Here is a 13,564-nt window from a genome sequence, read left to right on the forward strand (position 1 = left end):
GCCTGAAATTTAATAATCATTGCAGCGCAAATGCCTGGCTCAAGGGGCAGCGATCAACTGGCGCAGCACGTAGTGGAGAATGCCGCCGGCCTTAAAATACTCCACTTCATTGAGGGTATCGATGCGGCATACGACTTCGAAGCTCTCACGGCTGCCATCCTCGCGCAGGATGTCCAGAGACAGTGGCATTGAGGGGTGCAGTTCCACGCCATCCAGGCCGCAGACATTGAGTATTTCCCTACCGCTGAGCTTTAGAGTTTTGCGGTTTTGCCCAGGTTTGAACTGCAACGGCAGCACGCCCATGCCGACCAGGTTGGAGCGGTGGATACGCTCGAAACTCTCGGCGAGCACGGCCTTGATGCCCAGCAGGTTGGTGCCCTTGGCGGCCCAGTCGCGACTCGAGCCGGTGCCGTATTCCTTGCCGGCGATCACCAGCAGCGGCGTGCCGTCCTTCTGGTAGCGCATGGCTGCATCGTAAATCGACAGCTGCTCGCCGCTGGGCACGTGCAAGGTGTTGCCGCCTTCCTCACCGCCGAGCATTTCATTACGGATGCGGATATTGGCGAAGGTGCCGCGCATCATCACGTGGTGGTTGCCGCGGCGCGAACCGTAGGAGTTGAAGTCCTCAGGCGCCACGCCTTGGTCGCGCAGGTAACGGCCAGCCGGGCTGTCGGCCTTGATGTTGCCGGCCGGCGAGATGTGGTCGGTGGTCACCGAGTCGCCGAGCAAGGCGAGGATGCGTGCCTGATGAATATCGCCGATATGCGGCGGTGCCTCGTTGATGGCTTCGAAGAATGGCGGATGCTGGATGTAGGTGGAATCGGCCTGCCAGGCATAAGTATCGCTATGCGGCACTTGGATCGCCTGCCAATGCTCATCACCGGCAAACACTTCGGCATATTCCTTATGAAACATCGCGGTATCGACCTTCTGAATCGCCTCGGCGATTTCCGCCTGGCTAGGCCAGATATCGCGCAGGTACACCGGCTCACCGCTGCTGCCGATACCCAACGGGTCTTTGCTCAGGTCCAGGCGCACGCTGCCGGCCAGGGCATAAGCCACCACGAGAGGCGGGGAGGCCAGCCAGTTGGTTTTCACCAGCGGATGCACGCGGCCTTCGAAGTTGCGGTTGCCGGAAAGTACCGAGGCCACCGTTAGGCTGTGCTGCTGGATCGCCTGTTCGATGGGTTTGAGCAGCGGTCCGGAATTGCCGATGCAGGTGGTGCAACCGTAACCGACCAGGTCGAAGCCCAAGCGGTCCAGGTACTGGGTCAGATCGGCTGCTTTGAAGTAGTCGGTCACCACCTTGGAGCCCGGTGCCAGGGAACTCTTGACCCAGGGTTTGCGCTGCAGGCCTTTCTCGCAGGCCTTCTTCGCCAGCAGGCCGGCTGCCATCATCACGCTGGGGTTGGAGGTGTTGGTGCAGGAGGTGATGGCGGCGATCACCACCGCACCGTTGCGCAGGCGGTGGGTTTCGCCTTCGTACTCATATTCGTATGCCTCACACGACTCATCGCTGCCGATGGCTGTGCCGCCACCGCCTTCGCTCAGCAGGCGGCCTTCCTCTTTAATGGGCGGTTTGAGCCCCAGGCCAACGAAGTCATCGAAGGTCTGTTTGACCTGGGGCAGGGTGACTCTGTCCTGCGGGCGTTTCGGTCCCGCTACGCAGGCTTCGACGCTGCTCATATCCAGGTTCAGGCTGTCGCTGAATACCGGCTCCTGGCCCTGCTCGCGCCACAGGCCCTGAGCCTTGCAATAGGCCTCGACCAATTTCACCGTCTGCTCGGGGCGGCCGGACAGGCGCAGGTAGCCCAGGGTGATTTCATCGACCGGGAAGAAGCCGCAGGTGGCGCCGTACTCTGGGGCCATATTGGCGATGGTCGCGCGATCCGCCAGGGGCAGCTCGGCCAGACCGTCGCCGTAAAACTCGACGAACTTGCCGACTACGCCCTTGCTGCGCAGCATCTGCGTGACGGTCAGCACCAGGTCGGTGGCGGTGATACCTTCGCGCAGCTTGCCGCTGAGCTTGAAGCCGATTACCTCGGGAATCAGCATCGACACCGGCTGGCCGAGCATCGCCGCTTCCGCTTCGATACCACCAACGCCCCAGCCGAGCACGCCGAGGCCGTTGATCATGGTGGTGTGCGAGTCGGTGCCAACCAGGGTGTCGGGGAAGGCATAGGTCAGGCCGTCTTCCTCTTTGCTCCATACGGTGCGGCCGAGGTATTCCAGGTTGACCTGGTGGCAGATACCGGTGCCTGGTGGCACCACGCGGAAATTGTCGAAAGCCTGTTGGCCCCAGCGCAGGAAGGCGTAACGCTCGCCGTTGCGCTGTATTTCCAGGGCGACGTTTTCCGCGAATGCGGCAGGGCTGGCGAATTTATCGACCATCACCGAGTGGTCGATCACCAGATCGACCGGTGACAGCGGGTTGATCATCTGCGGGTCGCCGCCGGCCTTGGCCATGGCATCACGCATGGCCGCGAGGTCGACGACCGCCGGCACGCCGGTGAAGTCCTGCATCAATACGCGCGCGGGGCGGTATTGGATTTCGCGCTCCGAACTGCGGGTTTTCAGCCAATCGGCCATGGCTTGCAGGTCGTTGCCAGTGACGGTTTTACCATCCTCCCAGCGCAACAGGTTCTCTAGCAGCACTTTTAACGACATCGGCAAACGGTCGATATTGCCGAGGGATTTGGCGGCTTCGAGGAGGCTGAAGTAGTGGAAGGTCTGGCCGTCTACATCGAGGCTGCGGCGGCTGTTCAGGCTGTCTAAGGAAGGCATTGCGCGTCTCCTGGGGCTTGTCACGGTATAAGCCGGGTTGTTTGCAACAGAGTCTTAAACTAGCTCTGTTTGGTGATTGCTGCCCTTTAACTGGACAGGTTGCAAGCGCTGAGGGTTCCCGACTCGGCTATGATGCGCGCCTTGAGGAGAGTCCCTATGAATACCTTGCTGCTGCACTGTCGCCCCGGTTTTGAAAATGAGGTGTGTGCGGAGATTGCCGAACATGCGGCACGCCTGGATGTTGCCGGTTATGCCAAGGCCAAGCCCAGCACCGCCTGCGCCGAATTTATCTGCACCGAGGACGATGGTGCCGAGCGCCTGATGCGCGGTGTGCGTTTCAATCAGCTGATCTTTCCGCGGCAGTGGGCGCGTGGGGTGTTTATTGACTTGCCGGAGCTGGACCGCATCAGCGTGCTGTTGTCCCATCTGGCCGGCTCGCCGGTATTCGGCAGCCTGTGGTTGGAGGTACTGGATACCAACGATGGCAAGGAGCTGTCGAATTTCTGCAAGAAGTTCGAGGCGCCGCTGCGCAACGCCCTGAGCAAAGCCGGCAAGCTGGTCGAGGACGCGCAGAAACCGCGTCTGCTGCTGACCTTTAAAAGCGGCCGCGAAGTGTTTGTTGGCCTGGCCGAGGCGAACAACTCGGCGCTTTGGCCCATGGGCATTCCACGGCTGAAGTTCCCCCGCGAGGCGCCAAGCCGTTCGACCCTCAAGCTGGAAGAAGCCTGGCACACCTTTATCCCGCGCGAACAGTGGGATGAGCGCCTGTCTGGTGAGATGACCGGCGTCGACCTTGGTGCGGCGCCTGGCGGCTGGACCTATCAGCTGGTCAAGCGCGGCATGCTGGTGACTGCCATCGACAATGGGCCGATGGCCGAAAGCCTGATGGACACGGGCCTGGTGACCCACCTGATGGTCGACGGCTTCACCTGGAAGCCCAAGCATCCGGTTGACTGGATGGTCTGCGATATCGTCGAAAAACCCGCGCGCAGCGCCGCCTTGCTGGAAGCCTGGATCGGCGAGGGTCACTGCCGAGAGGCGGTGGTTAACCTCAAGTTGCCGATGAAGCAGCGCTATGCCGAAGTGCGCCGCCTGTTGCAGCGCCTGGAAGATGGCTTTGCCGAACGCAAGATCAAGGTCTCGATCGCCTGCAAACAGCTCTATCACGACCGCGAGGAAGTGACCTGCCACCTGCGTCGGTTAGGCAAATAGCTTCAATGTTTGGCCAGTGCCTAGGGTGGATGACGTTTTATCCATTCACCAACATCGATGGTGGATGAAAACGGCGTCATCCACCCTACATAGCGCGGCAGCTGATCCTATGCCGTCTACTTTTCCACTAGCTGTTGCAAGAGTGGCAGCAGGCGCGGCAGTTCGAGCGTCCCTTGCAGGGTGCTGCTGGAGAGCTGCCAGGAGCTGTTGAGCAGGTATTGGCCGCTAAAACCGCTGATACGCAAGCCCAAGGTGTCGCCCGGTTGCAGCTGTGCGCTGACGGCCGCCAGTTCGGTGCTGGCCTGGCCGTTTAGCGGGGTGACTTGCTCGCCCAGCACCTCACTAGTGCCGTTGGCGCGTTTGACCACCATGGCGGCAAACAGCGTCGGCAACTGTGCTGCGTTATCCAGATGCACGCGCGGCACGCCAACAAGGGCGTTGCTCTTCTGTACCTGTTGCAGTGGGATAAAGCGCGATGGTTGCAGCAGCCCGCTGCTAAGCGGCCGGATCACGGTCGCAGGCAGGACGATCCGCTGGTTGCTAGGCAGTTGCTGCAAGGCCAGGCCCTGATCCAGATTGAGGCTGACGCAGAACTCGGGAATGCTCGCGGCCACGCCCTTGCGCCCGCGTAGTTTGTCTTCGTACCAACTGATGATGCTCTGGTAGAGGTTGATCGCCCGACCGTCGCAGTGCAACACAGCCTCGTTATTGAACGGCGGCAGGCCACTCCAGCGTTGCATGGGTGGCGGCAGAATATGCCCGCCCTGCATGCCAAGCAGGCGCACATCACGCTCGCCCTGTTGCAGGCAATCACGAATCGCCAGGCCCTGATTGAGCGGGAACAGCGTGTCGCGCATGCCCTGGATCAGCAGGGCATCGGCTTGCGGGCGCTGGCCGCGTGAGCAGTAGCTGGTCAGGCTGTGGGCCTTGAGTTCGGCGCGCACCGCTTCACGCATACGACCGTCAGCGCTTTTCAGATAGGGCGCCTGAACGAACTTACCCAGATCATAGCCGGTGGAAAGCCCCAGGCTGAGCAGCACGCTGGTCCAGCCAACTTTCATATGGCTGTCCGGGGCCAGGGCTTCGCTCAGGTCGTACCAGGTGGCAATCGGCACAATGGCGTCGATACGTGGATCGGTCGCCGAAGCCATTAGCTGCACGGCGCCGCCATAACTTTCACCGAGCATGCCGACCTTGGGGTCATTCGGTGCGTCCATGCTAAGGCGCGGCAGATTGGCTGCGGCCCAGTCGATTATCGCCAGGGCGTCTTGCACCTCGTACTCAGGGTTCATCATTTCGATGTCGCCTTCGCTGCCGCCCCAGCCGCGCTGGTCGTAGCTGATCACCCAGTAACCGGCTTGCCAGGCTTTGACTGCGGCGCGCCCAGACATCATCTGAGTGCCGTAGAAGCCGTTCGGCCGGGTTACGCGCCAGCCGCCCCAGCCGTGGGTATGCACGATTACGGGCGCCTGTTCGCCGACCTTGAGCGCGGGTTGGAATACGGTGGCGGATAGCCGAGTGCCGTCGCGGCCATAAATCACGGCGTCGAAATAGCGGGCAGGCAGGTCCTGCTGCGCTCTGGTGCTGAAATCCGGTAGCTGGTCGCGGGCGGCGCAGGCGCTGAGTAGCAGGGCGACGAGGAGCAGGACAAGGCGCATATATGGCTCTTATTGGACTAGTTGGCGCTGCGCAGCCTGCCTGATCGGGACCTGGCTGCCTGCCCATCCAAGGTTGTGTTGACCTGTTGTCGGGTCAACTTCCACTCACGGCTGTTTTCCATCAGACGCTAGATGACCTTGGGGTCAGCTTTGCGCGAGAATAGCGGCCTGCTACTGGAGCCCGCCGATGTCTTTGCAAACCACCGCCATTCCCGATGCCACCCTCGACGCCACTGGGCTCAATTGCCCCGAGCCAGTGATGATGCTGCACAACAAGGTGCGCGACCTGCAGGCCGGTGGCCTGCTCAAGGTGATTGCCACCGATCCCTCGACCCGTCGTGATATTCCCAAGTTCTGTGTGTTTCTAGGCCATGAACTGGTGGAGCAGGCCGAAGACGGCGCGATCTACCTGTACTTGATCCGCAAGAAGCTCGATTAATGCCAGACGATGTGAGCACTACTGCGCTCGACCATGCTGCGTTTAAAACAGGCTCGGACGCTCATTTACAGCCAGTAAACTCGGCGTCCTCGCCTGTTTTTGCCTTGCCCGGCCTTCGCTCGTTACATGCTCACAGCGCCTCGGACAACTGGTACTTCGCCTACGGCTCGAATATGAATCCTGCGCGTATGCAGGCCCGCGGCCTGACTGTGCTGGAGGTGATGCAAGGACGTCTGCCGGGCTACAGCCTGTGCTTTAACAAGCGGGCGGCGGATCGGGCTCCGGGGCGGGCCTATGCGAATATCCGTTATCAGCGCGATGGGCTGGTTGAAGGGGTGCTTTATCGCCTGCAGTGCGCAAATGAGATCCGCAAGTTGGATCACTTCGAAGGGACGCCGATCTATTACAGCCGCGAGCGTCTAGCGGTTATCGCGCCCCACGGCGTACAGCCAGCGTGGGTTTATATCGCCAACCCAGCCTTTCGCGAAGAAGGTCTGCTGCCCAGCGTCGACTACCTGGCCCATCTGTTGGCGGGGCGCGAGCTGTTATCCGAGGCCTACTGGTCGACGCTATCGGCGTTGCCGTTCCATCCCGACTGACCGGGTGCCAGGCCACAGCTGTTTAGCAACTCCTGCCAACTGCGCACATGACGTGCAGTCGCCTGCTGAAAGTCCGCCCATAACGAAGCCTCTGGGCCGCTCAGGCGTTGCAGGTACTGACGGGTTGCGGGCGGTATCTGCGTCACCTCGCTGAGGGCGCGCAAGCTTCTGCTCCAGGCCTGCCCTTGTTGATCCACCTGCGCCAGATAGGGTTGCAGGCTGCCGGCGTAATACTTGACGAAGATGTTTTGCACTATGCGCCCGCGCTCGGTGGCCCCCCCTGTGGGGCAGAGCGGACGCTGCTGTTGGCGGATTTTTAACATATCGCTGCCTTGATTAAGGCTGTGGGTCAGGCTGGCCAGGCTGCTGATCAGCTGGCCGCCCTGATCGCTGGCATGCAAGGCGAAGAATAGTGGATCAAGCTGTTCGGCACTCGGCGGCAATGTGGCGGGCAGGGCGCCGCCGATAGCGGCCAGCTGCGCCAGGGCATCCAGAGCAGCGTTGTCTTCGCCTGCACTTGGCGGCAGGGCCTGGTCAGCAAAGCGCAGGTAGCGCTCGACTTCGGGGCTGGCATTCAGTGCATTCCAAAATACGCCGGGCAGTTGCGCACGTTTTTCCTGTGCCAGTTGCTCAAGGGTGTTGCGCAGGGGTTGCTGGTCCTGACTGCGCAGGTATGCGCTGCAGTCATCCAGCGCGCGTAGCAGATCCCCCTCGTAAGCCAAGCGGCTGCTGGGCGTCAGCTGTTTGCCCAGGCTGTTGTTGCGCAGGCTGATTTGCTGTTGCAGGGCTGGGCAATGACGCGCATCAACCAGCAGATCCAGCAGGCTGATGCGCACTTCGGCAATGTTAAGCAGACGGTCACGGCGGGCTGGCAGGCGGTAACGGGTTAGCTCGCTGGAGTCGAAAGCCGTTGCCGATTCGACGTCCAGGGCATTGCTCAAACGCTGCAGGTAATCGACCTGCAGCGCCAGGCCATCATCGGCGGGCGCGCAGGCACCTAGGGAGAGTACAGCGAGCAGAAGCAGTGAGCGGAAATTCATTAGGCCATCTTAGCGACTCGAATGCGTTTGCGCGCGCTGCTAGCCAGGCGCACAGCGAGCATGCCACCCGCGCAGGTCAGGCCAACCACCAGGCCTTGCCAGAGCCCGCTGGGGCCACTGGGCTCGCCGAACCAGTCGGTCAGACCGAGCACATAACCCACCGGCAGACCGATGCCCCAATAGGCGAAGAGGGTCAGGATCATTGTTACGCGGGTGTCCTGATAGCCGCGCAGCGCACCGGCTGCGGTGACCTGAATCGCATCGGAGAACTGGAACAGCGCCGAATAAATCAGCAGCGTGGTGGCTACCGCGATCACCGCGCGGTCCGGGGTATAGATCTGCGCAATCTCTTCGCGCAACAACAGCATCAGGCTGGCCGACAGGCAGGCGTAGCCCAGCGCCGCTGCCATGCTCACTCCGGCCGCAAAGCGTGCGTCACGCGGTTCGCCACGGCCCAGCGCCTGGCCGACGCGCACGGTGGCGGCCATACCCAGCGAGTAGGGGATCATAAACACCATGGAGCTGAAGTTAAGCGCGATCTGGTGCCCGGCTACCACGGTGGCACCCAGGCCGCCAATCAGCAGGGCAATCACTGCGAAGATGCTCGACTCGGCAAACACCGCGATGCCAATCGGCAAACCGACCGAGAGCAGGCGCTTGAGCACCGGCCACTGCGGCCATTCGAAGTGGCTGAAGATCTTGCTTGGCTGATAGAAGGGTGCCCATTTCACCCACCAGAGCATGCTCAGAAACATAAAGCCCATGACCAGTCCGGTGGCCCAGCCGCAGCCGACGCCGCCCATGGCCGGCAGGCCGAGCTTGCCGTAGATGAAGATGTAATTGAGCGGAATGTTCAGTGCTAGGCCGCACAGACCTATAACCATGCTCGGCCGGGTATGACCAAGGCCGTCACTGAAGCAGCGCAGTACGTGGTACAGCGCCACGGCCGGGAAACCGCAGGCCACCGCGCGCAGGTAACCCATGGCGGGCTCGATTAGTACCGGGTCGACGTTCATCAGGCTGAGGACGATTTCCGCATTCCACAGAAGCACCGCCGCCGCTATACCAACGGCCAGGGCCAACCACAGCGCCTGACGCACCAGTGGGCCGATCTCGGTATGCGCACCTGCGCCGAAGCGCTGCGCGACCTTGGGCGTGGTGGCCAGCAGAATCCCGGTCATCAGCAGAAAAACCGGCACCCAGATCGAATTGCCCAGCGCCACGGCGGCCAGGTCCTGCGGGCTGACCCTGCCGGCCATGACGGTATCGACGAAGCCCATGGCGGTGTTGGCCAGTTGGGCAATGATGATCGGCGTCGCGAGCTTCAGCAGGCCGTAGAGTTCGGTGCTGGCGCGTTGCAAGCGGGTTTGGGCACGCATGGATGAGTATCCGGCAGGGTGTCGGGAAACCGCGCAGTCTACGCCTTGACAGGGTGGTCAGGAATCCTAAAGGCGACATCTTTAAGCAATTGCTGATTGGAGGCGCAGCGTCCTAGCCAACCGCATATGTCAGGTTAGAATGCCCGCCTGATTTAGGGAGCGTGCCATGCGCATAGTCGCCGATGAAAATATCCCACTGCTTGATGAGTTCTTTGCCGGTTTTGGCGAGATTCGCCGCCTGCCCGGCCGCAGCATCGATGCGGCGGCCGCCGCCGATGCGGACCTGTTGCTGGTGCGCTCGGTAACCCAGGTGAATCGCGCGCTGCTCGACGGCTCGGCGGTTAAATTTGTCGGCACCTGTACCATCGGCACCGATCATCTGGACCTGGATTACTTCCAGCAAGCGGGCATTGCCTGGGCCAGTGCACCGGGTTGCAACGCCCGTGGCGTGGTCGACTATGTGCTGGGTAGCCTGCTGGTATTGGCCGAGCAACAGGGTGTCGATCTGGCGAGCCGCACCTATGGGGTGATCGGTTCGGGCCAGGTTGGCAGTCGTTTGCTCAAGGTGCTGCGCGGCCTGGGCTGGCGTGTGCTGGTCTGCGATCCGCCGCGTCAGGCTGCTGAGGGCGGTGATTATGTAAGCCTGCAGCAGGTGCTGGATCAGTGTGATGTGATCAGCCTGCATACCCCGCTGGAGCGTCTGGGCGAACATGCGACTTACCACCTGTTGGATGCCGCACGCCTGGCGGCCCTCAAACCGGGCAGCTGGTTGCTTAACGCCAGCCGCGGCGCGGTGGTGGATAACCAGGCTTTGCGCGAGTTGTTGTCGCAAGGCAGCGATCTGCAGGTGGTGCTGGATGTCTGGGAAGGCGAACCGCAGGCGGATGTCGAGCTGGCCGCCTTGTGCCGTATTGCCACGCCGCATATTGCTGGTTATAGCCTGGACGGAAAATTACGTGGCACCGCACAGATCTATCAAGCGTTATGTCGGCATTTGAGCGTTGCGCCCAGCGTTGAGCTGGCGCACCTGATGCCGGCGCCCTGGTTACATGAGTTGGTTATCGATGCCAGCGCCGATCCGGCCTGGGCTCTGGCTAGCATCTGCCGCGCCGTGTATGACCCGCGCCGCGATGATGCGGACTTTCGCCGTAGCTTGCAGGGTGATGCCGCGACCCGGCGTGCGGCGTTTGACAGGCTGCGCAAGCACTACCCGATGCGTCGGGAAATCGACGGGGTAGAGGTCTGCGTGAAGGGTAATGCGCCGGCGTTGGTCAGCCTGGTGCAGGCGTTGGGCGCGCAGCTGAAGGGGTAGGGTGGATGGCGCGTTACTCATCCACCATCAGCGGCCTCAATGGTGGATGAAAAACGTCATCCACCCTACAAAAGGCATGCTTACTTGGCTTGAGGTTCTTCTTTTTGAGCTTTTTCCAGCGTGTTGCAGGCCTGCTGGATCATCTCTTCGGTGATCGGGATTTCGCGGCCCTGGGCGTCGATGACGAAACCACCAATCGGCATTGTTGTGGCTTTTTGCGAATTCTGTTGTTGGCTGTGCATGGCTTGTCTCCTCATCGGTTAGCGCGATTTTATGAGTGTTAGATGAAGGCGCTATGACAACTGCGACGGCAGAAAACCGCCGCAAGACACAGGACAAGTTAGCCATTGCAGGCACTGTGCCAGGGCCGGCAGGCATTGAGCAGACAGGTATTGAATTAGAGGGTGTTATGGGGCTTTTCCATATTGGCTTGATCATCAACCCATTGGCCGGCCTGGGCGGCCCGGCTGGGTTCAAGGGTAGTGACGGCATGGCCGAGCAGGCCCTGGCTTTGGGTGTTGAGGCCAAGTCGGCGCTGCGTACGCAGACCGCCCTTGAGGTACTGCTGCCGCTGCGCGAACGCCTGGAGTTCGTCACTTTTCCCGGTGCCATGGGCGCCGATCTGCTGAGCGAGATGGGCTTTGCCCACCGCGTGGTCGGTGAACTGCAGGATGGCCCGAGCAGCGCAGCCGATACCCGCCAGGCTGTGGAGCTGCTGCAGGATGCTGGTGTAGCCCTGATTCTGTTCGCCGGTGGCGATGGTACAGCGCGGGATATCTGCGCGGCAGTGCGCGAAGGCCAGCCGGTGCTGGGGATACCGGCTGGGGTGAAGATTCAGTCCGGGGTCTATGCCATCAGCCCACGTGCTGCAGGAGAACTGACCGCGCGGCTGATCGAAGGCGGCCTGGTGCGACTGAGCAGTGGCGAGGTGCGCGATATTGACGAAAGCGCCCTGCGCGAGGGCCGCGTGACCGCACGCTGGTACGGCGAACTGACGGTGCCGCAGGAAGGCGGCTATGTGCAGCAGGTCAAGCAGGGCGGTGTGGAGTCCGAAGAGCTGGTCCTGGGTGATCTGGCCGACTGGCTGCAGGACAGCTGGGAAGACAATGTGCGCTATGTGTTCGGCCCCGGTTCGACCCTGCATGGCCTGGCGCAGAACCTCGGCTTGCAGACCACCTTGCTCGGCGTCGATGTGATCGAAAACGGTCAGCTTCTGGCAAGCGATGTAACCGAAGCACAGCTGTTCGAGCTGATTGATGGCCATCCCGCGCGGCTGCTGGTCACCGCCATCGGCGGTCAGGGCCATATTATCGGCCGTGGCAACCAGCAGATCAGCCCTCGGGTGCTGCGCGCTATAGGCTTGGACAACCTGCGGGTGGTCGCCACCAAACGCAAACTTGGCACGCTAGAAGGCCGGCCGCTGTTGGTGGACAGCGGTGACGTCACGCTGGACGATGCCTTTCCCGATGTCGTGCGTGTTTGGGCCGGTTATAAGGAAGAGCTGCTCTATCCCGTGGGCAAGTAGCCGCTGAACTATTAAGGAGGCGTTATGCGGGCGATTCTGCTGTTCGCGCTGAGTATTCTGTTGAATGCCCAGACCTGGGCGCTGCAGGCCGATACCTTGGTTACGGCCGCCCGCGAGCAGGTTGGCGTGACTCTGAGTTATGACCCGGCCTATCGCCGCCTGAGTTACCCCAATGGCGATGTGCCGCTGAATACCGGCGTGTGTACCGATGTGGTAATCCGCGCGCTGCGCCAGCAAGGCTTGGATTTGCAGCAGGCGGTGCATCAGGACATGCGCGCGAATTTTCGCCTGTACCCAAAGAACTGGGGGCTAAGCCGGCCCGACAGCAATATCGACCACCGTCGTGTGCCGAACTTGATGACCTGGTTTAAACGCCAGGGCTGGGGGCTACCAGTCAGCCAGGATGTGGCGGGCTACCGCGCTGGCGATATTGTCACCTGGGATTTGGGCGGCGGCCTGACCCATATCGGCATTATCAGTGATCGCCAAGCCGGCAGCGGCGTACCCCTGGTGCTGCACAATATCGGTCGCGGCACCCAGGAAGAGGACATTCTCTTCAGCTTCAAGATTACTGGCCATTACCGTATTCCCGCCGCCTAGCAGTGCGTTGAAAACGTAGGCGAAGCAGGCAAGCCAATACCGATGGCGGCCCCACAAAAACGGCCGAGGAAGCGGACTGGGCTCGCACGCGAGTTTACGGCTGTAAATGAGCATTCCGAGACGGCGCGTCCCGGGCCGTTTTTAACGCAGTATTGCCAACGCAGGTAGTTTTCAAAGGAGTTGGGTATGCAGGAGCAAACACTTCCACCCCTTATCCAGCCCGGCGAGCGCGTGGTGCTGTTTGATGGGGTGTGTAAGTTGTGTAACGGCTGGGCGAAGTTTCTGATTCGCCATGATACTGAGCAGCGCTTTCGCCTGGCTTCGGTGCAGTCGGCCGAGGGCCAGGCGTTGTTGGCGTGGGGCGGTTTGCCGACCGAGCGCTTCGATACCATGGCGCTAATCGAGAATGGCCAGATGCTGCTGCGTTCGGATGCCGTGCTGCGTATCGTTGCGCAATTGCCCAGTCCATGGCGTTTTCTAGCGTGGCTGCGGCTGATTCCGCGTCAGCTGCGTGACTGGTGCTATGACCGTATCGCGTTAAATCGCTACCGGCTATTTGGTCGCTACGACAGTTGCCTGATACCCAGCGCCGACCATGCCCGGCGCTTTCTGCATGACTGATCCCCGTCTACAGCAGATCGCCTGGGTCGCGCGTATCGCCCTGGCCCTGGTGTTTATCTGGCACGGCCTGGTGCCGAAGATTCTCTGGTTGAGCCCGGATGAGCTGGCGATGATCCAGGCCCACGGCTTACCTGCCCCCGAGTGGGTGGCGCGTATTGCCGGGCTGGCGGAAATCATTCTGGGTCTTCTGCTGCTTTGGCGGCGTCAGCTCTGGCCATTGTTGCTGGCTGGTGTGCTGTTGATTGGGTTGCTGCTTGATGTGGCGCTATTCAGCCCCCATCTACTGCTGCAGGCGTTTAATCCGCTGACCACCAATCTCGCCGCCTTGGCGCTGTGTTGGCTGGCCTGGCGGGCGGAAACGCCGCAATCGCCTCCTAATTAACCGGCGTTAGCGC

General features: G+C 61.4%; 13 protein-coding genes. 8 read left to right on the top strand and 5 right to left on the bottom strand.

The features are described from left to right. Positions 1-39: 39 nt before the first annotated feature. Complete coding sequence (acnA, locus tag AACY25_RS20235; RefSeq protein WP_339527086.1) at positions 40-2,784, bottom strand: aconitate hydratase AcnA; 2,745 nt, start codon at positions 2,782-2,784, stop codon at positions 40-42. A gap of 156 nt (positions 2,785-2,940) precedes the next feature. On the opposite strand from acnA, the gene rlmM reads away from it, so the two are divergent. Further along, positions 2,941-3,996: a 23S rRNA (cytidine(2498)-2'-O)-methyltransferase RlmM gene (rlmM, locus tag AACY25_RS20240; protein WP_339527088.1), complete on the top strand. Its 1,056-nt coding sequence runs from the start codon at positions 2,941-2,943 to the stop codon at positions 3,994-3,996. Between the two features lie 116 nt (positions 3,997-4,112). Here rlmM and AACY25_RS20245 read toward each other — a convergent pair whose 3' ends face one another. Further along, positions 4,113-5,654: an alpha/beta hydrolase family protein gene (locus AACY25_RS20245; protein WP_339527089.1), complete on the bottom strand. Its 1,542-nt coding sequence runs from the start codon at positions 5,652-5,654 to the stop codon at positions 4,113-4,115. A 187-nt stretch (positions 5,655-5,841) separates the two neighbouring features. Between AACY25_RS20245 and tusA the strand changes: the two genes are divergently transcribed. After that, complete coding sequence (tusA, locus tag AACY25_RS20250; RefSeq protein WP_339527091.1) at positions 5,842-6,093, top strand: sulfurtransferase TusA; 252 nt, start codon at positions 5,842-5,844, stop codon at positions 6,091-6,093. Next, complete coding sequence (locus AACY25_RS20255) at positions 6,093-6,692, top strand: gamma-glutamylcyclotransferase family protein (protein ID WP_339527093.1); 600 nt, start codon at positions 6,093-6,095, stop codon at positions 6,690-6,692. Before tusA ends, AACY25_RS20255 begins: the two co-directional genes overlap by 1 nt. On the opposite strand, the gene AACY25_RS20260 is transcribed toward AACY25_RS20255, so the two are convergent. Then, positions 6,650-7,732, bottom strand: coding sequence for a DUF3080 family protein (locus AACY25_RS20260; protein WP_339527094.1), 1,083 nt, complete (start codon positions 7,730-7,732; stop codon positions 6,650-6,652). The two genes, AACY25_RS20255 and AACY25_RS20260, sit on opposite strands and share 43 nt — an antisense overlap. After that, positions 7,732-9,111 carry an MATE family efflux transporter gene (locus AACY25_RS20265; protein ID WP_339527095.1) on the bottom strand — a complete coding sequence of 460 codons (1,380 nt, stop codon included), beginning with the start codon at positions 9,109-9,111 and terminating at the stop codon, positions 7,732-7,734. The genes AACY25_RS20260 and AACY25_RS20265 overlap by 1 nt, the downstream gene beginning before the upstream one ends. A 166-nt stretch (positions 9,112-9,277) precedes the next feature. Here AACY25_RS20265 and pdxB point away from each other — a divergent pair, with 166 nt between their 5' ends. Next, the gene (pdxB, locus tag AACY25_RS20270) at positions 9,278-10,423 is read left to right on the top strand and encodes a 4-phosphoerythronate dehydrogenase PdxB (RefSeq protein ID WP_339527096.1); all 1,146 of its coding nucleotides are present in this window, start codon (positions 9,278-9,280) and stop codon (positions 10,421-10,423) included. Positions 10,424-10,503: 80 nt separating this feature from the next. On the opposite strand, the gene AACY25_RS20275 is transcribed toward pdxB, so the two are convergent. Further along, on the bottom strand, positions 10,504-10,680 hold the full coding sequence (locus tag AACY25_RS20275; protein ID WP_339527098.1) for a PA1571 family protein: 177 nt from the start codon (positions 10,678-10,680) through the stop codon (positions 10,504-10,506). A gap of 152 nt (positions 10,681-10,832) precedes the next feature. On the opposite strand from AACY25_RS20275, the gene AACY25_RS20280 reads away from it, so the two are divergent. The 4 genes from AACY25_RS20280 to AACY25_RS20295 all read left to right on the top strand — a co-directional run bounded on the left by AACY25_RS20280 (position 10,833) and on the right by AACY25_RS20295 (position 13,551). Further along, the gene (locus AACY25_RS20280) at positions 10,833-11,948 is read left to right on the top strand and encodes an ATP-NAD kinase family protein (protein WP_339527100.1); all 1,116 of its coding nucleotides are present in this window, start codon (positions 10,833-10,835) and stop codon (positions 11,946-11,948) included. Between the two features lie 24 nt (positions 11,949-11,972). Then, positions 11,973-12,548 carry a DUF1287 domain-containing protein gene (locus tag AACY25_RS20285; protein ID WP_339527102.1) on the top strand — a complete coding sequence of 192 codons (576 nt, stop codon included), beginning with the start codon at positions 11,973-11,975 and terminating at the stop codon, positions 12,546-12,548. 186 nt (positions 12,549-12,734) lie between these two features. Beyond that, on the top strand, positions 12,735-13,169 hold the full coding sequence (locus tag AACY25_RS20290) for a thiol-disulfide oxidoreductase DCC family protein (RefSeq protein WP_339527104.1): 435 nt from the start codon (positions 12,735-12,737) through the stop codon (positions 13,167-13,169). Beyond that, the gene (locus AACY25_RS20295; RefSeq protein ID WP_339527106.1) at positions 13,162-13,551 is read left to right on the top strand and encodes a DoxX-like family protein; all 390 of its coding nucleotides are present in this window, start codon (positions 13,162-13,164) and stop codon (positions 13,549-13,551) included. The genes AACY25_RS20290 and AACY25_RS20295 overlap by 8 nt, the downstream gene beginning before the upstream one ends. Positions 13,552-13,564: the final 13 nt, after the last annotated feature.

The organism is Pseudomonas sp. EA_35y_Pfl2_R111 (assembly GCF_963970955.1).
Classification (GTDB): domain Bacteria; phylum Pseudomonadota; class Gammaproteobacteria; order Pseudomonadales; family Pseudomonadaceae; genus Aquipseudomonas.